The sequence below is a fragment of the Winogradskyella eckloniae genome, from assembly GCF_013249045.1.
GTDB classification, from domain to species: domain Bacteria; phylum Bacteroidota; class Bacteroidia; order Flavobacteriales; family Flavobacteriaceae; genus Winogradskyella; species Winogradskyella eckloniae.
In genome coordinates, this window is the sequence record NZ_JABRWP010000002.1 from 153,966 (window position 1) to 174,854 (window position 20,889).

18 protein-coding genes are annotated in these 20,889 nt (G+C 32.6%); 11 read left to right on the top strand and 7 right to left on the bottom strand.

Annotated elements, in window-relative coordinates:
* Positions 1 to 167: 167 nt before the first annotated feature.
* The 4 genes from HNV08_RS03645 to HNV08_RS03660 all read left to right on the top strand — a co-directional run bounded on the left by HNV08_RS03645 (position 168) and on the right by HNV08_RS03660 (position 3,535).
* Positions 168 to 1,310 (top strand): methionine aminotransferase, encoded by a 1,143-nt coding sequence (locus HNV08_RS03645; RefSeq protein WP_173279814.1) that lies wholly within the window; start codon positions 168 to 170, stop codon positions 1,308 to 1,310.
* 69 nt (positions 1,311 to 1,379) lie between these two features.
* Entirely contained in the window at positions 1,380 to 1,901 is a 522-nt protein-coding gene (locus HNV08_RS03650; RefSeq protein ID WP_173279815.1) for a hypothetical protein, read from the top strand.
* 64 nt (positions 1,902 to 1,965) lie between these two features.
* Complete coding sequence (locus HNV08_RS03655; RefSeq protein WP_173279816.1) at positions 1,966 to 2,634, top strand: hypothetical protein; 669 nt, start codon at positions 1,966 to 1,968, stop codon at positions 2,632 to 2,634.
* A gap of 118 nt (positions 2,635 to 2,752) precedes the next feature.
* Positions 2,753 to 3,535, top strand: coding sequence for an amidohydrolase (locus tag HNV08_RS03660; protein WP_173279817.1), 783 nt, complete (start codon positions 2,753 to 2,755; stop codon positions 3,533 to 3,535).
* Here the strand turns inward: HNV08_RS03660 and HNV08_RS03665 are convergent.
* Positions 3,519 to 5,129, bottom strand: a complete 1,611-nt coding sequence (locus HNV08_RS03665; protein WP_173279818.1) for an Ig-like domain-containing protein — start codon at positions 5,127 to 5,129, stop codon at positions 3,519 to 3,521. The two genes, HNV08_RS03660 and HNV08_RS03665, sit on opposite strands and share 17 nt — an antisense overlap.
* A gap of 77 nt (positions 5,130 to 5,206) precedes the next feature.
* The gene (locus HNV08_RS03670) at positions 5,207 to 5,866 is read right to left on the bottom strand and encodes a ComF family protein (RefSeq protein ID WP_241697171.1); all 660 of its coding nucleotides are present in this window, start codon (positions 5,864 to 5,866) and stop codon (positions 5,207 to 5,209) included.
* A gap of 89 nt (positions 5,867 to 5,955) precedes the next feature.
* Between HNV08_RS03670 and HNV08_RS03675 the strand changes: the two genes are divergently transcribed.
* Together HNV08_RS03675 and HNV08_RS03680 are read left to right on the top strand one after the other, a co-directional pair.
* On the top strand, positions 5,956 to 6,861 hold the full coding sequence (locus HNV08_RS03675; RefSeq protein ID WP_173279820.1) for a hypothetical protein: 906 nt from the start codon (positions 5,956 to 5,958) through the stop codon (positions 6,859 to 6,861).
* 86 nt (positions 6,862 to 6,947) lie between these two features.
* Entirely contained in the window at positions 6,948 to 8,486 is a 1,539-nt protein-coding gene (locus tag HNV08_RS03680) for a glycine--tRNA ligase (protein WP_173279821.1), read from the top strand.
* A 73-nt stretch (positions 8,487 to 8,559) separates the two neighbouring features.
* On the opposite strand, the gene HNV08_RS03685 is transcribed toward HNV08_RS03680, so the two are convergent.
* Entirely contained in the window at positions 8,560 to 12,000 is a 3,441-nt protein-coding gene (locus HNV08_RS03685; RefSeq protein WP_173279822.1) for a hypothetical protein, read from the bottom strand.
* A 144-nt stretch (positions 12,001 to 12,144) separates the two neighbouring features.
* On the opposite strand from HNV08_RS03685, the gene HNV08_RS03690 reads away from it, so the two are divergent.
* The 3 genes from HNV08_RS03690 (at position 12,145) to HNV08_RS03700 (ending at position 15,089) form a co-directional block, all read left to right on the top strand.
* Positions 12,145 to 12,906: an exodeoxyribonuclease III gene (locus tag HNV08_RS03690; RefSeq protein ID WP_173280128.1), complete on the top strand. Its 762-nt coding sequence runs from the start codon at positions 12,145 to 12,147 to the stop codon at positions 12,904 to 12,906.
* A gap of 46 nt (positions 12,907 to 12,952) precedes the next feature.
* Positions 12,953 to 13,912 (top strand): OmpA family protein, encoded by a 960-nt coding sequence (locus HNV08_RS03695; RefSeq protein ID WP_173279823.1) that lies wholly within the window; start codon positions 12,953 to 12,955, stop codon positions 13,910 to 13,912.
* Positions 13,913 to 14,051: 139 nt separating this feature from the next.
* Positions 14,052 to 15,089: an aldo/keto reductase gene (locus HNV08_RS03700; protein WP_173279824.1), complete on the top strand. Its 1,038-nt coding sequence runs from the start codon at positions 14,052 to 14,054 to the stop codon at positions 15,087 to 15,089.
* Between the two features lie 90 nt (positions 15,090 to 15,179).
* Here the strand turns inward: HNV08_RS03700 and HNV08_RS03705 are convergent, their stop codons facing one another.
* A complete protein-coding gene (locus tag HNV08_RS03705) occupies positions 15,180 to 15,650 on the bottom strand; it encodes an Lrp/AsnC ligand binding domain-containing protein (protein WP_173279825.1) in 471 nt (156 codons plus the stop codon).
* Positions 15,651 to 15,766: 116 nt separating this feature from the next.
* Complete coding sequence (locus HNV08_RS03710; protein WP_173279826.1) at positions 15,767 to 17,131, bottom strand: saccharopine dehydrogenase family protein; 1,365 nt, start codon at positions 17,129 to 17,131, stop codon at positions 15,767 to 15,769.
* 69 nt (positions 17,132 to 17,200) lie between these two features.
* On the opposite strand from HNV08_RS03710, the gene HNV08_RS03715 reads away from it, so the two are divergent.
* Positions 17,201 to 17,593, top strand: a complete 393-nt coding sequence (locus HNV08_RS03715; RefSeq protein ID WP_173279827.1) for a DUF423 domain-containing protein — start codon at positions 17,201 to 17,203, stop codon at positions 17,591 to 17,593.
* A 62-nt stretch (positions 17,594 to 17,655) separates the two neighbouring features.
* Positions 17,656 to 19,272, top strand: a complete 1,617-nt coding sequence (gene pckA, locus HNV08_RS03720) for a phosphoenolpyruvate carboxykinase (ATP) (RefSeq protein WP_173279828.1) — start codon at positions 17,656 to 17,658, stop codon at positions 19,270 to 19,272.
* A gap of 76 nt (positions 19,273 to 19,348) precedes the next feature.
* Here the strand turns inward: pckA and HNV08_RS03725 are convergent, their stop codons facing one another.
* The gene (locus HNV08_RS03725) at positions 19,349 to 20,098 is read right to left on the bottom strand and encodes a uroporphyrinogen-III synthase (RefSeq protein ID WP_173279829.1); all 750 of its coding nucleotides are present in this window, start codon (positions 20,096 to 20,098) and stop codon (positions 19,349 to 19,351) included.
* 16 nt (positions 20,099 to 20,114) lie between these two features.
* The gene (locus tag HNV08_RS03730; RefSeq protein ID WP_173279830.1) at positions 20,115 to 20,765 is read right to left on the bottom strand and encodes a DUF4271 domain-containing protein; all 651 of its coding nucleotides are present in this window, start codon (positions 20,763 to 20,765) and stop codon (positions 20,115 to 20,117) included.
* Positions 20,766 to 20,889: the final 124 nt, after the last annotated feature.

The window sequence follows — 20,889 nt, forward strand, 5'->3', positions numbered from 1 at the left end:
AATATCTATGTCTTGGTCTATTTTTTGAGAAGAAACTATAGGTTTTTCAATTGGTTCATTACACGAGAAAAGAAAAATAACTATAAGTAGAATGGTAGATTTGATGACAAGGTGGATTGATTGATACTTATATAACTCATTTTTTTAGATATTATTATCTTTAGCCAATGCAACATCAATCAAAATTACCAAACGTTGGCACCACCATTTTTACTGTAATGAGTGCTTTGGCAAACGAGTATAATGCTATTAACTTATCGCAAGGGTTTCCTAATTATCCGAGTTCTCAAAAATTGAATGATTTGGTAACCAACGCTATGAATAATGGTTACAATCAATATGCACCAATGGCAGGTAATTTAGATTTGCGTTTGGCGATTGCTCATAAATATGAATTGTTATACAAGAGCACCTATCATCCAGAAAAAGAAATCACAGTAACAGCAGGTGCAACGCAAGCTATTTATACCATAATTTCTGCATTTGTAAGACCAAATGACGAAGTCATTATTTTTAAACCAGCTTACGATTGTTACCAACCAGCTATAGAATTAAATGGAGGAAAAACCATTCCTGTTCAATTATCTGCGCCAAATTATAGCGTTAATTGGGATGAGGTGGCTTCAAAAGTGTCCTCTAATACAAAAATGATCATTATAAACTCGCCTCATAATCCTAGTGGCACCATTTGGTCTCAAGACGATATGCTTCAATTTCAAAAAATAACCGAAAACACCAATATTATTGTATTAAGCGATGAGGTTTATGAACATATTGTTTTTGATAATGGGCAACACCAAAGCGCATGTTTATTTGCAGATTTAAAGCAACGTAGTTTTATAACCGCTTCTTTCGGAAAGACATTTCACAACACAGGATGGAAAATTGGGTATTGCTGTGCACCAGATTATTTAATGTCTGAGTTTAGAAAAGTGCATCAGTTTAATGTGTTTTCCGTGAACCATCCTGCGCAAAAAGGCATTGCAGATTATATGCAAGATGCATCTACGTATTTAGGTTTGAATACCTTTTTTCAGCGAAAACGCGATTTGTTTTTAAGCTTAATCTCAGAATCTCGTTTTAAGTTTCAACCTTCAAAAGGGACGTATTTTCAAGTTTTAGATTATTCTGAAATCACAGATGAATATGATGTAGATTTTGCCAAACGCCTCACTAAAGAATTCAAAATTGCAGCTATTCCGCTTTCCGTTTTTAATGAACAAGATAAAGACGATAAGGTTTTACGTTTTTGTTTTGCTAAAACAGATGACACCCTAAAACAAGCCGCAAACGTATTAAAGCACATATAAATCGTATTTACGTTAACATAGTTTTGCATCATCATTTATATTGATATCAAATTAATAAAAATGGAAACTATGTATATTTTAAAAAAATCAATATTTATAACAACAATTTTATGTTTAGTCGCTTGTAGTAGTAGCCAACGCGTTATTACGGACAATGGAAACGTCTATGAAGTAAAAGGAAAAACGATTAAAAACAATGGTGTAAAGGTTACCGATGATTTAACCAATTCAGAAAAGGAAGCCATTAATAGACAATTAGAGCAAAAAGAAGCTGCCAAAAAAGCATATAATAAAGAGCATGAAACTATAGAAGCTGCTATTGAAAAACAAGAAAACATTCAAAAGGAAGCAAAAAATAAACAGAATGAACTAGAAGAAAAATTAAAAGCCTTAGAAGATAATCTTGAAGAAAAGCAAGACAGCAGAGATCATTATGCTACAGCAAAGGAACGTTATAACGCCAAAAAAGCAAAATTCAAAAAACTAAAAAAAGAAGGTAAATTGTCGCCTAATGATATTGAAGATTGGAAAGAAAAATTAAAAGATTTAAAAGAAGAGGTAAATGACGCAAAAAACAACATAAATTATTAAAATAAGCTGTTACCTTTTGTAATTTTGTGTGTCATATATTATGAACAATAAAAATACAATTACAATGAAATATTATATCATCTTATTATTCTTAGGTTTATCACTGACATCATTTGCTCAAGAGGTACCTAAAGAAGGAAAAATTTATGAAGTTAAAAATGAAAAAATCTTTTTAGAAGGGATTGAGGTTACAGAAACTTTAAGTTTAGAGGAAAGAACGTTAATTTTTAAAGAGGCTGCTTTAATTAGAGAGAAAATACAAGCTGCTGATGACGCTAAAAAAGCCGAAGCGAAAGCAAGAATGGAAGCAGAAGTAGCAAAGAAAGAATTAGAAGCAGCAAAGCAAACTGAAGAGAAAGCGAAGATTGAAGCTGAGAAAGTAAAAAAAGAAGAAGAGAGAGTCCAAAAAGAAGCAGAAATGCTTAAGAAAGAGGAAGAAAAAGCGCTTAAAGAAAAAGAGGAATTAGCTAAAAAGTTAGAAAAAGAAACTGAAAAGGCAGAAAAAGCTCAGAAAAAAGCAGAAAAAGAACAGAAAAAGGCAGAAAAGGCTATAAAGAAGAAAGAAAAGCTTCAGAGTAATTTTGAGAAGGCAGAAAAAAACCTTGAAAAAGGTCAGAAAAAATACGAGAAGTTAAAAAGGAATGGAAAATTATCACCAGTAGATGATTTAAAATGGCAAGATAAATTAGAAAAGCTAAACGATAAAGTAGCGAAAGCTAAAGGAAAGCTGTAATCTAAAAGAAGCGTTTTATAACTTATTAAGCAAGCTAAATTGTAAGCACCAATAGCGTTTACAGTTTAGCTTGTTTTTTTTATGCCATATTTAGATTTCAAATTTGTAATTTTAAACTATGAATTCAGATTTAAAAGTAGCTCTTATTCAAACGGATTTGGTTTGGGAAAACCCTTCAGAAAACAGACGTCTATTAAATAAAAAAATAGACGCGCTGTCAACAACTGCAGATCTTATTGTATTGCCAGAAATGTTTACATCTGGTTTTACCATGAATCCTGAGGCTGTGGCAGAGCCTATGACAGGTAAAACTATAGTTTGGCTTAAAGAAAAGGCAAATGAGCAACAAGCGGTAATTCTAGGGAGTTTAGTAATAGCAGAACATAACAACTATTATAATCGCATGGTTGTTGTAAAACCTTCTGGTCAAATTATTACTTACGATAAACGCCATACCTTTACTTTAGCAGGTGAACATAAGGTCTATACAGCTGGCAATGAAAAAGTGGTTTTTGAATACAAAGGCTGGAAAATTTGTCCGCTTGTATGTTATGACTTACGTTTCCCAGTTTGGGCAAGAAACGCGGAAAATTATGATCTTTTAATCTATGTAGCGAATTGGCCAAAAATTAGAATAGAGGCTTGGGATGCATTGTTAAAAGCAAGAGCCATTGAAAACATGACCTATTGCATTGGTGTTAATAGAGTAGGACGAGATGGCAATAATTTTGAATATTCTGGTCATTCTGCAGCTTATAATGTTTTAGGGCAAAGAATAGATCATCTATCTGAAAATGAAGACGCAACAGAATTAGTTTCCTTGGACAAAGAAGCCGTAAATCGATATAGAGAAAAACTTAATTTTCTAAATGATAGAGATGATTTTAGTCTGAGAACGTAAAATCAATAATCCAATCAAAACTGGCTCTGACTTCTTCAATTGGTTCGGAATAGGTTACTTTTTCGGGTTGAATACCTAATAAATAGTTTCCGGTATCATACTTTTTGTTGTGATTTTCGTCAAAAATTACGCGCAGTTGGTATTTGCTAGGAATCAAATTAAAAAAATCAACGACAGGAGAATCACTGGCATATTCTTCATATTTAACCTCTCCAGAACTATTTATTAATTGTACAATTAAAGGCAGTTTTGCATTTCTCAAATTAACTCTTATGTTACCATAATCTGATTTCAGTTTGGTTTTAAAAGAATAATTAAGCGTGTCTTTGTTTGTTTCACCATAGAAATCGGTAATGGTGTTTGGTAACATTTTAAAATTGTAATTCTGAGCTTCTTGTTTGTTTATCAAAAACTTATACCTGTTGTAAATAGAATCATATTTTATGGTATAAGGAACAGCTAAAGAATCTTTATCAATGATAGTGATTTTTGTGGTGTCAATTTTTGAAAGCGGAATGTTTCCTTCTATAGTGAAGTGGTCTTGAAAACTTAATGTTCCGGTTGTTGATGATTTTAGTTTTAGTGAATCTTGTTTTAAGTTTCTAAAACGATGTTTAAAAGTGTCTATTTTTACGCCATTAGTAACTATGAAAAAAGTGGTATCTACTTCAAATTTAGGTGTGTACCAATAGTATAAAGTGTCGGTTTTTTCGTCCTTAACTTTTCGGGTTTTATAGCCTTCGGGTTTATCACCTAAAACACTTATTCTAATGTCTTCATAGTTGCCTTCATAGGGAAAAATAATTCTAGATTCGCCATCTTGTATCGGTTTAATAGCCTTGAAATTAACCTTCTCTTTAAAGAGTTTCAATTTATACGTTGTGTCTGTTGGTACTGTAATAAAGTCTTCGTGAAATCCTATTTTTTCGTCTTTTTGATTGAATAAGTAATTGGAGTTTTGGTCCTTTAGTGCTATTAATTTATAGGTGCCAGCTTTTATATTGTCTATACTAAACGTGGTTAAGCTATCTAACGTGTTAGTGATATATCTTGGCTTTTCTTTATACACTATAGAATCTGAATAGGTAGAATCTTTTTCATAAAGCATTACTGAAATAAAAGTGTCTGGTTCATTTAATAAGGCATCTTCAACATAGCCTTTTACAGACAGTGAATCTATTACACTTCCTGTTGAAAACACATAGCGATAATACGGAAATGGGTTACTTTCATTATTATCTACAATACTTTCTCCAAAATTAAAAGCATACGTTGTATTGGCTTTTAAGGTATCTACAATTTGTATAGTGATAGTCTTACTAGCTCCAGAGGCTGGTGTTACAATAGGTGTATTGTCCATTGGAGGCGAAATAATAAGTTGTTTTCTCAGATCCTTTATTTTTACATATTCGTTAAAATTTATAATGATTTCATTGCCATTAAAATTTGTAGAATAATTTTCAGGTTGAGATTTTGTGATGATTGGCGGTTCTTCATCTTTTTCACCTCCAGAAGGAGTACCACGATTAGCACAACTTGCAATTGTAATTGCAATTAAAAAAAGACTTAAAATTCGCATTAGGTGACCACGCATCTATTCAAAAATATTTAGCACAAAGAAACAATATTATTACTCAATTTCAATAGGAATTAAATAATGAAACGAAAAAATTAATCAGCAATTGCCATAGTAGCAACACTTAACTTAATATTATTAATATTTAACAAAACTCTAGCACAAGATTCAATGGTAGAGCCACTAGTAATTATGTCATCGACTAACAAGATATGTTTACCTGCTAAGGATTCTTTTTCTGAAATGTTAAAAATGGCACCATCGTCAGTCCAACGTTTATAACGACCTTTAAAAACTTGTGTTGTAGTAGATTTGGTTTTTATTAATACAGAGTCGTTAAAATCTGCATTTAACGCTTTTGCAATTTCTTGACCAAATTTAGTCACTTGGTTATAACCTCTTGAGCGCAGTTTTGTTTTATATAATGGTACTGGTACAATGACATCAATATCTTTGTAATTATTTAAAGTTGCTAGTTCTGAACCTAACCATTTGCCAAAAAATGAACTAATCTCTTCATGACCTCTGTACTTTAAATTATGAAGAATTTGTTGTACGATACCTTTTTTAGAAAAGTGTAATAAAGCCGATGCGTTTTCTAATTTTACTCTACCATATAGTATCTTTTTTACGGCTTCTTCGTTTTCAAAATGATAATTAGTAATAGGTAAATGATGTCTACAAGATGTGCATAAAAGAACTTCATTATCCGATAATGCCAAGTTACAAGCTTCGCAAACCTTAGGAAAAATCAAGTTTAACAAGTATTTCATCACTTATGTCGATAAAAATAAAAAGTAGATTTATTTAATTTTAGTTTTGCATTAAATTAAGAAAATTAATAATGATAGTTAACCCTCAATTATTTAACTACAGATTAATTATAAGTTCTTTACTAGTCGTTTTAACTGTTTTAGGTATATATAGCTATAGCAAATATAAGTCTAATGAATCCTACGAAGCATTTTTAAAACAAGAAAAAGTTTTGATAGAAAATGAATTATCAGAATTATTATCGAGTTACGACGATTTGAGCAAAGATTATAATCTTATGGCTACACAGCTCCAAAAAGCCAAATTAGAAACTAGGATTGCCTTAGATTCATTGAGATTATTAAATAGTGATTTGTCAATTATCACTAGGTTTAAAGATCAACTTATAGTTTTAAAGTCTAAAAGTAAAGTGCTATTAAGTACAATAGACTCACTGAATTCTGCAAATTCTAAATTGCAGACAGAAAATCAATATGCCTTAAAGACTATAAAACAAAATAATGTAGAGATCCATGATTTAGTGGAGCTAAATGATGATTTAGCTGCGGCAAACGATTCGCTACATGTATCAATTGATAAAGCAGCCATCTTAAAGGCAAGTAATCTTATCGCTAAATCTTATAAATTAAGATCGGGTAAAAAACGGTTAACAGAACGCGCTAAGCGTGCTAATGCTATAGATGTTTGTATCACTTTAAATGAAAACCCTTTAACTTCAGAAGGTAAAAAAGACATTTATATTCAAATAGTTGGTCCTGATGGTAATGTGGTTTCGGATAAAGGCGAAGTTACCTTTGGTAATACTTCTTTAATTTACAGTAAAAAAGAAGCCATAAACTATAAAAATGAAAACTTAGAAATCTGTACGGAAATTGTAGCAGACTCTGACGATGAGCCATTTCAAAAAGGGTTTTATTTTATCAGTGTTTTTCATAGAAACCATAAGTTAGGAGGTACAAGTATAGAGCTCAATTAAAAAAAGAAGAAAATAATAAACGATAACGATATAATTTTTTAAAAACCGTTCTGTTAATCAGAGCGGTTTTCTATTTTTGCAGTATTATGGCAAACGACGATCAATTTAAAAAAGTAATCTCTCACGCAAAGGAGTATGGTTACGTGTTTCAGAGTAGTGAAATCTACGATGGACTAAGTGCAGTATACGATTACGCACAAAATGGAGCAGAATTAAAGAAAAATATACGCGACTATTGGTGGAAAGCCATGGTGCAAATGCATGATAATATTGTAGGTATAGATGCTGCAATTTTTATGCATCCTACAACATGGAAAGCTTCTGGTCACGTAGATGCGTTTAATGATCCTTTAATTGATAACAAAGACTCTAAAAAAAGATATAGAGCTGATGTATTGGTAGAAGATTATTGCGCAAAAATTGAGACAAAAATAAATAAGGAAGTAGCCAAAGCAGCGAAGCGATTTGGAGATGCTTTTAATAAAGAAGAATTTGTTTCTACTAACGGACGCGTTGTTGGTTATCAAGAAAAAATAAATTCAATTTTAAAACGATTAGGTCAATCCTTAGAGAAAGAAGACTTAGCTGATGTTAAGGCTTTAATAGAAGAATTAGAAATAGCTTGTCCTTTAAGCGGAAGTAGAAATTGGACAGACGTTAAGCAATTTAACTTAATGTTTGGAACAAAATTAGGTGCTTCTGCAGAATCTGCTATGGATTTATACTTAAGACCAGAAACAGCTCAAGGAATTTTTGTAAACTTCTTAAACGTTCAGAAAACCGGACGAATGAAGATCCCTTTTGGTATTGCACAAACTGGTAAGGCGTTTAGAAATGAGATTGTAGCAAGACAATTTATCTTTAGAATGCGTGAATTTGAGCAAATGGAAATGCAGTTTTTTATTAAACCAGGTACGCAAAAGGAGTGGTTTGATTATTGGAAGGACGCACGATTAAAATGGCATAAATCACTAGGTTTAGGTGAAGATAATTACCGTTTTCATGATCATGAAAAATTAGCGCACTATGCAGATGCTGCTACAGATATTGAGTTTAATTTTCCATTTGGTTTTAAAGAATTAGAAGGGATACACTCACGTACAGACTTTGATTTAAAACAACACGAAGAATATTCTGGTAAAAAATTACAGTATTTTGACCATGAAGATAACGCAAGTTATACACCTTACGTTTTAGAAACTTCTATTGGTTTAGATAGAATGTTCTTAGCGGTGTTTTCTAAGGCCTTAATAGAGGAAGAATTAGAAAACAATACCACAAGAACCGTTTTAAAATTACCTGCTGTATTAGCACCAACAAAAGCGGCTATTTTACCATTGGTTAAAAAAGATGGCTTACCAGATGTTGCTAAGAAAATTGTTGAAGATTTAAAATGGGATTTTAACGTAACTTACGATGAAAAAGACGCTGTAGGAAGACGTTACAGAAGGCAAGATGCTAACGGAACACCATTTTGTATTACTGTAGATCATGACACTTTAGAAGATAATTCTGTTACCATACGTCATAGAGATACTATGGAACAAAAACGTGTAAAGATTGAAGATTTAAAAGAGCTTATAAAAGCTGAGGTAGATGTAAAGCATTGGCTTCAGAAAATGTAACACAAATTACTGCGAAAGCAGGAATCTCATTATAAAAACGCCCAAACAATTACGTTTGGGCGTTTTTTAGTTATTAAAAATATGCCTTTAACTGAACGGTTCCTGTATGAATGGTTTTTGAGGTTTCAGATTTTCTTCCAAAGTAATTTAAGTTAAGGTCTAGATATTTAGTTAGTTTTTTTTGAGTCAATAAATTCCACGTATAATTGTTTCCAGGTTGCAAGCCTTCGAGGATTTGGTAACCAACAGGCGAATTTGAATTACCATCAAATGCATTTTTAAAATAATTGAACTCACCTGTTAATGCTATTTTTTGTGCCTTATTGTACGTAAAAGATAAGCCATAGTTGTGCTGCGTTAAAGCTTCCAAACTGCCAATGCTATTTTCTTTAGAGGCGTATTGGTAAAAGACATCAAACTGTGCATTTTCACTGAATAAATAACTTAATTTGGGTTTAAATTGGTAGTTGTCTATTTCGTAATTTCTGCTCACAAAATTTTGACTACTACTTTCATCTTTACCCAAACTGCCTAAGGCATTTATTAACCAATTAGCTTTAAATTTATGCGTAAAATTTACCTGATGACTTCTGGTTTTGTTTTGCTGAAATCCTATAGAAAGTAAATTACGACTTTTATTATCTAGAAAAGTATAAGACGTGGTAAAGTGTTGTTTTCCTCTGTTAAAAAATAATACATTTCTTAAGCTATAATTTAAGGCGACAAAATCTTCTGTGTTGGCATCATTCTTTAAAGCTTCAAAAGGATTTAAATTAAATGAAGTTTCATTTTTAAAGGTTTTACTATCTACAATAAATGACGCTTGGTCATAAAAATGCGACCAAAATTGTTTCGATTTGTCTTTAGAAACACTCCAGCTTTGCGGATTTATAGTAACCGTTTGCCCAAATCGATTTTGATGGGTTTGCACATAAACTTGATTTGGTAACAAAACTCTTATGTAGCTACCTTGGTCTGCAAATTGCGCGATTTCAAATTCGTCTAATTCTTGTATGTTGTTTTCATTGTAATCTATCCAAGTATATGCGCCTTGACCAGCTTCTACTTCAACATAGGTAAAATCTTGTTGTGCTAAGGTGCCAGAATTGGTTTCAAAATTAGTGTTAAGGACAATAAGGTTTTTAAATAATTTCTGATTATACGTTAAGCGACTGTTTAAACTTTGTTCGTCGTCAATACTATCGTCTTGAGACTTTAAATCTCTATAATTTGCATACAATTGAAGTGTGGTATTTTTATTCTGAATCAATCTCGATTTTAAATAATAGGTGTCGGAGCTGTTAACACGCTCTATATTATTACTACGTAAACTATCGTTAAAACGTTTTATATAGCCTACTTCAGCAAAGACTTTGGTGCTATCTCCAATCCCAATAAAAGCTTCATACGCTTTAAATTTTTGACTTAATGCGGTAAGGGAATCTGTTACGATTGCACGTTGTTCATTAGCTTCTGTTGAGAATTTGATACCTGCCCATTTGTTCTCTTTTCCATACACTAAACTATTAAATGACCGTAAAAATGTAGATGTATTAATAGTGCTTTCATTAGTTAAAACACTAGAATTTGAAAATAGTTTAAAATTTCCTAATCGTAAATTGGTTAATACATTATGTCGGTTTCCATTGAAGTTTTCAGCATAATTTAGATGTTCAAAATTGTAAGATGCAGATCCTTTTTTAGCATGTGAAAGTTGTAAACCTGTTGTAAATAATAGTTGATTGCCAAACACCGTGTTGTCCGCTGTGTTTTCGGATGTATCAAGATTCCAATCTCTATTAAATTCTGCTCTATACAACCGTTGTATGGTATTAAAGTTTTTTTCAATAAAATCAGTATCAACACGTGCAGAAAGATTCCAAAGGCTATCTGATGTGATTAATTTTTGTTTCAATGTAAATTTTCCAGCATAACCATCATTGTTAGCATCATCTAAACTTGAAAATAAATTCTCATCCTTTTTGCTTCCTGCTAATTCAAAATAAACATCTGTTTTTTCACTTGGTTTATACTGTCCATTTATAACGGCAATTTGCAAACGTTCTGGAGCGATGAGTTGTGTAATGGGTTCGTAATTTCCTTGTGGAACACCTGCTAATGGAGCAATATATTCGTAAATATTACTAATGGCATTTGTGTTACTTAAAATATAATTTCCTTGATTTGCGCCAACCAACGTGAATTGTACACTGTATAGTTCGTCCTCAGGTGTATTAGAGAACACAAAAATTTCTTCAGCACCAATGAGTTCTTTTTTATATAAAATACGGTTTTCGGAGTACGATGTCAATGTGGCTGAAGGTGCAGTCATTAAATCTAAATCATCGCCTGCGGCCGCTAAAATCTGAGTTTGTTCTGTAGATAAATTTTGTTGTAACGGTTGGTTTTTGGCATCACTTTCAGAATAGACAGAGACATTGAGTTTTAAAGTTTCGGTATTATAATTAGCACCTCCAAAAACGGTAAATCTAGAATAATTACGTTCGCTAAATTGGTAATCAACAGTAATACGCATTTCAGATGTAATGGGAAATGTAGAGTTAAAAACAATTTCACCAGCATTATAATCTATAATATAATCATTGTTTTCGCCACGTTCTAATGGCACACCGTTAACGTATACGGTTTCACTTCCAGAAACCACCAATACATAGAGTTCGTTATTAGTGCCTCTTAATTTATAAGGGCCTTGGTTGCCTTCTTGTGCTGTAAATTGTGTGGTTGTAAATTGGCCTCTCACTAAGGCTCCAGAGGCAAATACAGAAGTGTTTTCGCTTAAATTAGCATTGACTAACAAACCTTGAACGCGTTTAGAAAAATTAGCAAAATAACTCTTGGTGTTAACTAAATCAATGTCTCCTGCTCTAATGTTCCAATCGTCACTAAATAATTCAATAAAAACTTGGTCAAATTCATCTAAACGTTGGGAATAGCCACTTTCCTGTAACGGAATATTGGCATCTTGTATAGAGGCTCTTAATGATACTTTATCATTTAATTTGCCCGAAATTTGTAAATCTAATTCACTATTTAATACGGAGTTTTGATTATTGCCAATGGTAACACCTCTTGATATACTACCTGAGGTGCTCAGTCCATCAAAAGGAATAAAGTTACTTGGGTTAGGCTGCTTTTGTAACGTATATAATTGCTGCTTTTGTGAAGAGCGGTCTACAATGACGCCATCATCTAATTGTTTATAAACTTTAGTGAGAAATTTAGGATAGCGTAAATATTCTATTTGTACACTGTCTATCGTAGTCGGCTGCTTAAAACGCATAGTGGCCTTGACAAAATCTACACTATACAATGAAGAGTCAATGAGTATATTGTCTTTTGTTTTTACTTTAAATCGCGAAGGGTTAATACTAACCGAGTCAATAGTGATAGTATCTGTTACCACTACTTTTTTTAGTCTAAAAACAGGGTCTTGTTCTTGGGAAAAGCCCCAAAAAGCAGAAAGTAATACTAGAAAAAGTAACGATTTTTTCATTTAGAATAATAACTGTTTTAAGCCTAAAATATTTTATCGTTAAAAGCAGTATAAAATTATAGGGTAAAAGTACAGTATTATTTAATTTAGCAGTTCATTGAATGTTTAACTAAAATGAGATTCTCGTTTTTTCGAGAAATGCCTATGAAAATTGTTTCTTATAACGTAAATGGTATTAGAGCGGCTCTAAAAAAGGGCTTTATAGAATGGTTAATTGCAACAGATGCAGATGTGGTTTGTCTACAAGAAATAAAAGCCATGGAAGATCAACTCGATATAAGTTTATTTACAGAAGCTGGTTATACATACAATTATTGGTTTAGCGCACAGAAAAAAGGCTACAGTGGTGTAGCAGTATTGTGTAAAACCAAACCTAACCATATAGAATTTGGTACAGGTATAGAATCTATGGATTTTGAGGGTAGAAATATCCGAGTAGATTATGATGATGTTTCTGTAATGAGTATGTATTTGCCTTCAGGTACAAATGCAGCGCGATTATCTCATAAATTTGAATACATGGATTTAATTCATGAGTATTTAAATAATTTGCAAAAAGAAAAGCCACATCTAGTGGTATGTGGCGATTATAATATTTGTCATGAAGCTATAGATATTCACAATCCAAAAATGAAGGGTGTTTCTGGGTTTTTACCAGAAGAGCGAGAATGGCTTGGAAATTTTATAGACAGCGGCTTTGTAGATAGTTTTAGATACTTACATCCAGAACGTCAAGAATATTCTTGGTGGAGTTACAGGGCTAATTCTAGAGCAAACAACAAAGGCTGGCGATTAGATTATGCCATGGTAAGCAAGCCATTACAAGAAAAAATAAAGCGAAGCGTTATACTTACAGAAGCGGTACATAGTGACCATTGTCCTATTTTATTAGAATTAGATCTTTAAAAATACATAGCACGTACTTTAATTTGAAATTAATTACATACATATTATGATTAAAAAACTTTCAATACTAACATTAACGATTACTCTATTTACATCTTGTGTCTCCAAACAGATTTACACTGATCTTGAAGATAAATATGCAAACCTTAAAAAGGAAAATCGAGGTTTAACAGATGAAGTAGAACATCTTTCTAAAGATAAAACGCAATTAAATAATGATTTAGAAAAACTACAGATGGCTTATGATCAGGCAATAGAACAGCGAGATAAGCTACAGTCAGATTATGCGGCATCTCAATCAAATCTAGAAACTTTAAAAGCATCATACAAAGCATTAGAAGAAAATAGTTCGGCTTCAATCGCTAAAAATTCTCAAAAAAACAGAGAGCTATTGGCGCAATTAGAAGCTAAGGAACTTGCCTTGGCGGCAGAAAACGAACGTTTAAATTCTTTAAAACAAGAGTTAGAAAGCCGTTCACAACGTGTTGCAGAGTTAGAGAATGTAATAGCATCAAAAGACGCGGCTATGAATACACTAAAAGACGCTATTTCTAAAGCATTAACCAACTTTGAAGGCAAAGGTTTAACTGTAGAGCAACGAAACGGAAAGGTTTACATTTCTATGGAAAATAAGTTGTTGTTTGAGTCTGGGAGTTGGTATGTTGGATCGCAAGGAAAACAAGCCGTTAATCAATTAGGAAATGTTTTAGCAGAAAACCCAGAGATTTCGGTATTAATTGAAGGCCATACAGATAATGTGCCTTATAAAGGGAATGAGCAATTGAGTGGTAATTGGGATTTGTCTGCAAAACGCGCAACAGCTATTGTGAACATACTTAGAGAGAATAATGCTATAAAACCAGAGAATTTAACAGCAGCAGGTCGTGGTGAATATGCGCCAATAGCGTCAAATGACACCTCAGAAGGAAAAGCAAAAAACAGACGAATAGAAGTTATTTTAACGCCTAAGTTAGATGAGATTTCTAAACTTTTGAATGATATATAATCTTTTGCGATAATCACAAGAGATCTCTATTTAATTAAGAATTAGACCTTTTAGGTTTTCAAATCCTTATAGGTCTTCTTATTTTTACGGTAATAGATACGTTTAACTAAAAAAGATTTCTGCTTTTGCAGAAAGTGATATGAAATATACAACACTACCTCATACAGACATAAAAGTAAGTAAAATTTGCCTTGGGACGATGACTTGGGGCAACCAAAATACCCAAGAAGAAGGGTTTGAACAGATGGATTTTGCACTAGATAAAGGTGTTAATTTTTTTGACTGTGCAGAGTTGTATCCTGTGCCTGCTACTAAGGAAACGTATGCAGAAACCGAACGTATTATTGGTAATTGGTTTAATAAAACAGGCAACAGAGATAAGGTTGTTTTGGCATCTAAAATAGCCGGAACAGGTGATTATACAGCACACATAAGAACCAATGGCTTTTGTAAGGAGGCGTTAAATGAAGCCGTAGATAATAGCTTAAAACGTTTACAAACAGATTACATTGATTTGTATCAATTACATTGGCCAGAACGAAACACAAAAATGTTTGGCACAAGAGATTATGTACATAACGTTAATGATCCATGGGTAGATAATTTTAATGAGGTATTGCACAGCTTAGATGAGATTGTTAAATCTGGTAAAATTAGACACGTTGGTATATCTAATGAAGGTGCTTGGGGAACCATGCGTTATTTGCAAGAATCTCAACTACATAATTTACCGAGAGCAATCACAATACAGAATGCCTATTCATTAATCAATAGAGTTTTTGAGGTTGATTTAGCAGAGGTTTCACATAGAGAAGAAATCGGTTTATTAGCATATTCGCCAATGGCTTTTGGCGTATTGTCTGGTAAATACATTAAAGGTACAGCTGCAGATAATGCAAGGTTAAAATTGTTTCCAAGATTTGCGCGTTACAGTGGAGAAAAAGCTACAGAAGCAACCAAGCGTTATCTCAAAATAGCAGAAGACAACAATATGTCTTTAGCGCAAATGGCTTTGGCTTTTGTAAATGAAAGACCTTTTGTGACTAGCAATATTATTGGAGCAACTACGATTTCACAGTTAGAAGAAAACATTGATAGTATTACTATTTCTTTATCAGAAGATGTAATGAAGGCTATTAATGCTGTGCATGCCGAGATTCCTAATCCTGCGCCTTAATATTATGCCTCAATGGGTTTGATTGAAACCAAAAATAGGCTATATAGAATAGTAGCGCTCGTCTTTGACGAGTGTTTTTTTTATAAAAACTTAAATCTTAATCTGTCGATTAATCTGTTCTTGTAACGAAATAAAAGTCTCTGTTCTAGAAACGCCTTTTATACTTTGTATTTCAGAATTAAGAACGTGCATTAAATGTTCGTTATCTTTAGATAGAATTTTAATAAAAATAGACCAGTTTCCTGTGGTATAATGGCACTCAATAACTTCAGGGATTTTTTGAAGTTGTTTCACAGCTTCAGGATTGCTGATGGCCTTATCTAAATACACACCAACAAAAGCCATGGTTGTATAGCCTAGTGCTTTTGGGTTTATTATAAATTTTGAGCCTGCTAAAAGGCCAGATTTTTCTAATTTTTTTAAACGCTGATGAATCGCTGCTCCCGAAATACCGACGTTTCGAGCAATTTCTAAAATAGGTGTCCTGGCATCTTCCATTAATGCACGAAGAATTTTCTTGTCAATCCCATCAATGTAAATTCCGTTGTCGTTGCTCTTCATTTTGTATTGTTTAAATCTGAAAGTCTAAAATAAGAAAATGATGTTAAACTGAAACTATTAATAGTCTAACTTATTCCTTTTGTTAATGAAGTGGTCTTAGTTTTCAATTGTTAACATTACAGATTCAAAGGGTTATAACCTAAATAAGGCACTTCATGTTCCTTAAAAATAATATCATAAGCTTCTAAGGCTTTTAAAATGGGCGTATAGACTTCTTTCGTTATAGGAATTTGTACACCAGGAGTTTTTATTTTACCATTTAGTATAGCTAAGGTGGCAATAGCAACGGGTAAACCTACGGTTTTTGCCATAGCAGTGTAGGTTTGGTCTTGGCCTAATGTGACCATGGTTGCATCAATTTGATGTTTTTTACCATTAAGTTCGTAACCAAATTTGTGATACATCACAATCATATCCTTATCCTCTTGACTCAGCGTCCAACTATCCATTAGTATTTTTTGAAGGATTTGTGCAGGTGTTCCTTTATCTATGGCAACCATTTTTTCTGAATTAAAGATGTCTAATTCTAAAAATTTATCCCAAACAATATCATCTTGATCTATTTTTAAGGCATGTCTAAATTTAAGTTCAACAGAATCTGTTGGACTATAGGGTAAAAACGAATTGACAAAATCTCTATAACTCATGTTAATACTGTCGTCAATAGTATAACTATCATCAGTCATTCCTAATTGTACAAAAACGTTCCATGCTCTGCTGTAGCCAACACGTCTCATGGTGCCACGGTAAAGTGTTTTTATGTGGTCTAAGCCATATACAGATTGGTATTTTAATGAGTCTCTGTTCGCATAAGCTTCAAAACGTCCAAAACCTTCAACATCTAAGAATTCGGTACGTCTAAATAATCTGTGATATGGAATGTATTTAAATTGATCTTCTTGTAAAAATTTTGCAGCACCACCTTGTCCTGCGACAACAACATTTCTAGGATTCCATGTAAACTTGTAGTTCCAAAGATTGTTGTCACTTTCAGGAGCAACGAGTCCTCCAGTAAAAGATTCAAACAAAATCATTTTGCCACCTTTATCGCGTATTCGGTCTATGACTTGCATTGCACTCATATGATCTATACCAGGATCTACGCCAATTTCATTCATAAAGATGAGATTATTAGCAATAGCATCTTCGTTTAAAGCATGCATTTCTGGACTGACATAAGAAGCAGTTACCATATGTTTTTTATATGTAATACAATCTTTGGCGACTTCAATATGAAAGCGTGCAGGTAGCATAGAAACTACGATATCGGCATTTTTAACGGCTGCAATTCTAGATGAAGCATCAAATACATCTAAATGAATAATACTTGTGTTTGGATGGTGGCCAACTAGTTTATTAGCATTTTCTACATTTAGATCTCCTACAGTTATTTGAAGTTGCTCGGATTCTGATTTGTCTAGTAAATATTTTATAAGATAAGAACAGGATTTACCTGCTCCTATGATTAAAATTTTGCGCATTATAACTAATTTTGTTCGTACGAATGTAACAAATAGAACAGCGACTTTAAACCAAAATTGAGATTTAATATGAACAAAAAACTATTAATTGCCGGATCTTTTTTAGGAATAATTGGGATTATTTTAGGAGCTTGGGCGGCACATGGATTAGAAAAATTGGTAGATGAAAATGCTGTTAAATCCTTTGAAACCGGAGTGCGATACCAAATGTATCATGCGTTTTTATTATTGTTATTAGGAGGCACAACTTTTATCAATTTAAAGGTTAAAAAAGTGGTGTTTTATTTAGTGCTTTTAGGTGTTTTTTTATTTTCCGGATCGATTTATGGATTATCAACTAACACAATTTATAGCTTTAATTTTGAGATTTTCGCAATTTTAACACCTTTTGGTGGTTTATCGTTAATAATCGCATGGATTGTTATGTTAATCGGAATATTAAAGACAAAGGACGATAATTGAAAAACTGCGATGTAGTTTTAAAATAAAATCATAGTTTTGTGTTCTAAATCAATTCAATAATTATGGTAAACCATACACAATTTTCGAAAACGATTTCGTTAGATCAATATGGAATAAAAAATGCAAAGGTAAATTTTCAATTATCTTCAGAAGAACTTCATGCTGAAACCATTGCAAAAGGACAAGGTGTAGAATCTTCGTCTGGTGCTATCGCTGTTAATACTGGTGAGTTTACGGGTCGTTCTCCAATGGATCGTTTTATTGTTAAAGATGCTATTACCGAAGACAAAATTTGGTGGGGAAATATTAATATTCCTTTTGATAGCGATAAGTTTCAGAAGCTTTATGATAAAGTAACGAATTACTTGTCTGATAAAGAACTCTACGTAAGAGACAGTTATGCATGTGCAGACGAGAATTACAAGTTGAATATTAGGGTGATTAATGAATACCCTTGGAGCAATATGTTTGCTTATAATATGTTTTTAAGACCTACAGAAGCAGAGTTAGAGAACTTTTCTCCAGAATGGACTATTGTAAATGCACCTGGTTTTATGGCAGATCCTGAAGCGGATGGTACACGTCAACACAACTTTGCGATTTTAGATTTTACACGAAAAATTGCTTTAATAGGAGGAACGGGTTATACAGGTGAAATTAAAAAAGGTATTTTTTCTGCTCTCAACTTTATTCTTCCGGTGTTTAAAGACACGTTACCAATGCACTGTAGTGCTAATGTGGGTAAAGATGGTGATACTGCAATTTTCTTTGGATTATCTGGTACAGGAAAAACAACACTTTCTACTGATCCTAATCGTAGTTTAATTGGCGATGATGAGCATGGTTGGACTAAAGAAAACACTGTGTTTAATTTTGAAGGCGGTTGTTATGCCAAAGTGATTAATTTATCGCAAGAGCAAGAGCCAGAAATTTTTGCGGCTATTAAAAAAGGAGCAATCCTTGAAAATGTAATTATGGACGATAAAGGCAATGTAGATTTTGCCGATACGTCTATTACTCAAAACACAAGAGTAAGTTACCCAATTTATCATATCGACAATATTAGAAAGCCATCAGTTGGTGAAAACCCAAAGCATATCTTTTTCTTAACAGCAGATGCTTTTGGTGTCTTGCCTCCAATTTCTAAATTAACACCTAATCAGTCAGCATATCATTTTATTTCTGGTTATACAGCTAAAGTTGCTGGTACAGAAGCAGGTGTTGTAGAACCTGTACCTAGTTTTTCTGCTTGTTTTGGTGCGCCATTCATGCCATTGCACCCAACAAAGTATGCCGAAATGTTGAGTAAAAAAATGAAAGAAGCAGGTGTTAATGTTTGGTTAGTTAATACAGGATGGACAGGTGGTCCTTACGGTGTTGGTACACGTATGAAATTAAAGTATACACGTGCTATGATTAATGCCGTACTCAATGGTGATTTAGGTGCTTATACATACGAAGATTACCATATTCATTCCGTATTTGGAGTGGCGCAACCAAGAACGTGTCCTGGAGTACCAACAGAAGTATTAAGCCCAAGAGCTACTTGGAATGATGATGAAGCGTATTATAAAATGGCGTTTAAATTATCTAACGCTTTTAGAGAAAACTTTAAGAAGTTTCAAGACGATGCTAATGAGGATATACGTAGAGGAGGACCTCAGCGTTATGCGTTTTAAATTAAGGAATTTGAATGTAACATAAAAAAAGCGATTCTAATTTTAGAATCGCTTTTTTTATATGCTAAATTATGTTTTACTTGCCTTTATTAACGGAGTCAATATATTTCTGTAAAGCCATAGTCATTGATGGTGTTTCTGGTGTTGGTGCAGAAATATCTACACGTAAGCCTTTTTCCTTCACAGCCTTTACTGTGGTATTACCAAATACAGCAATACGCGTTTCATTTTGTTTAAAATCTGGAAAATTATGAAATAATGATTCTATGCCAGAAGGGCTAAAGAATACTAATATATCATAAGTTACATTAGATAAATCGGATAAATCACTAATTACGGTTTTGTAAAACGTAGCTTGTTTCCATTTTACACCTAAATTGTCTAAGATTTCAGGAATGATAGGTTTTACTTTATCCGTTGTAGGTAATAAAAAGGATTCGTCTTTATATTTTTTTATCAACGGAATTAAATCTTCAAAGGTTCGTTTACCAACATAGATTTTACGCTTTCTATACACTACATACTTCTGTAAATAATAAGCTACAGCTTCAGATTGACAGAAATACTTCATAGAATCTGGTACCTTAAAGCGCATTTCATCTGCAACTCTAAAAAAGTGATCTACAGAATTTCTACTTGTAAGAATGATGGCCGTGATTTTACTAAGATCAACCTTTTGTTGTCTAATATCCTTTGAGGAAACGCCTTCGACGTGAATAAAGGGTCTAAAGTCCACCTTAACTTTTTGCTTCTCTTGCAAATCAAAGTATGGAGAGTTCTCTATTTTAGGCTCTGGTTGTGATACTAAAATTGTTTTCACTTTCATACGTAAACCTTGTGTTTTAACCGTTATACTCCCTAATAACCTTATATAAAAGTACATAAGGTCCAATTTCGAGAGCGCAAAGATACAACAAAAAATAGAAAAAATTAAGATTAATTATTTTTTGATAGGTTTTAAAGGAAGTCAAAAAGCCAATAATGTTAATTATACAAACCAAAGAAAACGCTATTATGATTGTAATTTCTATATCAATCTTGGTATATAATAAAAATAGGTTAGCCACCAAAAACACTATACCAGATAGGTTTTTAAATGTTGTTTTCTGAAATACATAATGATCAATGATACTATCTATTTCAAATAAGCTACCAATTAATCGTTCTATTAAAGTTTTAATAATTGCAATGGTAGAGATTGCAAACAGTAATTTTAAAAACGTTACTAGGTCAAAAGTTAAAGGAGATACATAAGTAGAGTAGACAAAGTAAATGAAAATACTAAGTGATACACTTAAGTTTATAAAGAGAAAACTATCAAATTGATCTATAAATTTTTGATCCTTAGAATATATTTTTAAATATTTAGAATTGCCAATGACATACATAAAATCATTAAACCGCAGCGTGTTTAAATATTTAGCCAAAACTATAGTGCACAATCCTATAATTGTAAAAATAGTAAACCAATCAAAAGTTATATAGTCACGCATTTGGCTAAAATAAAAAGAATAGACAGCATTTTCACTATCGCCTTGATAGAAAAGAAAATCATGAATTAAAATTTATATGCAAAATTAAGGAATATTATAAATTTATCTTAATTCTAAAGGTAGG

Coding starts and splice junctions, on each gene's coding strand:
- HNV08_RS03700 (WP_173279824.1), top strand. CDS start 14,052: ATGAAATATACAACACTACCTCATACAGACATAAAAGTAAGTAAAATT.
- HNV08_RS03675 (WP_173279820.1), top strand. CDS start 5,956: ATGATAGTTAACCCTCAATTATTTAACTACAGATTAATTATAAGTTCT.
- HNV08_RS03695 (WP_173279823.1), top strand. CDS start 12,953: ATGATTAAAAAACTTTCAATACTAACATTAACGATTACTCTATTTACA.
- HNV08_RS03665 (WP_173279818.1), bottom strand. CDS start 5,129: ATGCGTGGTCACCTAATGCGAATTTTAAGTCTTTTTTTAATTGCAATT.
- HNV08_RS03705 (WP_173279825.1), bottom strand. CDS start 15,650: ATGAAGAGCAACGACAACGGAATTTACATTGATGGGATTGACAAGAAA.
- pckA (WP_173279828.1), top strand. CDS start 17,656: ATGGTAAACCATACACAATTTTCGAAAACGATTTCGTTAGATCAATAT.
- HNV08_RS03645 (WP_173279814.1), top strand. CDS start 168: ATGCAACATCAATCAAAATTACCAAACGTTGGCACCACCATTTTTACT.
- HNV08_RS03680 (WP_173279821.1), top strand. CDS start 6,948: ATGGCAAACGACGATCAATTTAAAAAAGTAATCTCTCACGCAAAGGAG.
- HNV08_RS03725 (WP_173279829.1), bottom strand. CDS start 20,098: ATGAAAGTGAAAACAATTTTAGTATCACAACCAGAGCCTAAAATAGAG.
- HNV08_RS03690 (WP_173280128.1), top strand. CDS start 12,145: ATGAAAATTGTTTCTTATAACGTAAATGGTATTAGAGCGGCTCTAAAA.
- HNV08_RS03650 (WP_173279815.1), top strand. CDS start 1,380: ATGTATATTTTAAAAAAATCAATATTTATAACAACAATTTTATGTTTA.
- HNV08_RS03730 (WP_173279830.1), bottom strand. CDS start 20,765: ATGCGTGACTATATAACTTTTGATTGGTTTACTATTTTTACAATTATA.
- HNV08_RS03715 (WP_173279827.1), top strand. CDS start 17,201: ATGAACAAAAAACTATTAATTGCCGGATCTTTTTTAGGAATAATTGGG.
- HNV08_RS03685 (WP_173279822.1), bottom strand. CDS start 12,000: ATGAAAAAATCGTTACTTTTTCTAGTATTACTTTCTGCTTTTTGGGGC.
- HNV08_RS03710 (WP_173279826.1), bottom strand. CDS start 17,131: ATGCGCAAAATTTTAATCATAGGAGCAGGTAAATCCTGTTCTTATCTT.
- HNV08_RS03660 (WP_173279817.1), top strand. CDS start 2,753: ATGAATTCAGATTTAAAAGTAGCTCTTATTCAAACGGATTTGGTTTGG.
- HNV08_RS03655 (WP_173279816.1), top strand. CDS start 1,966: ATGAAATATTATATCATCTTATTATTCTTAGGTTTATCACTGACATCA.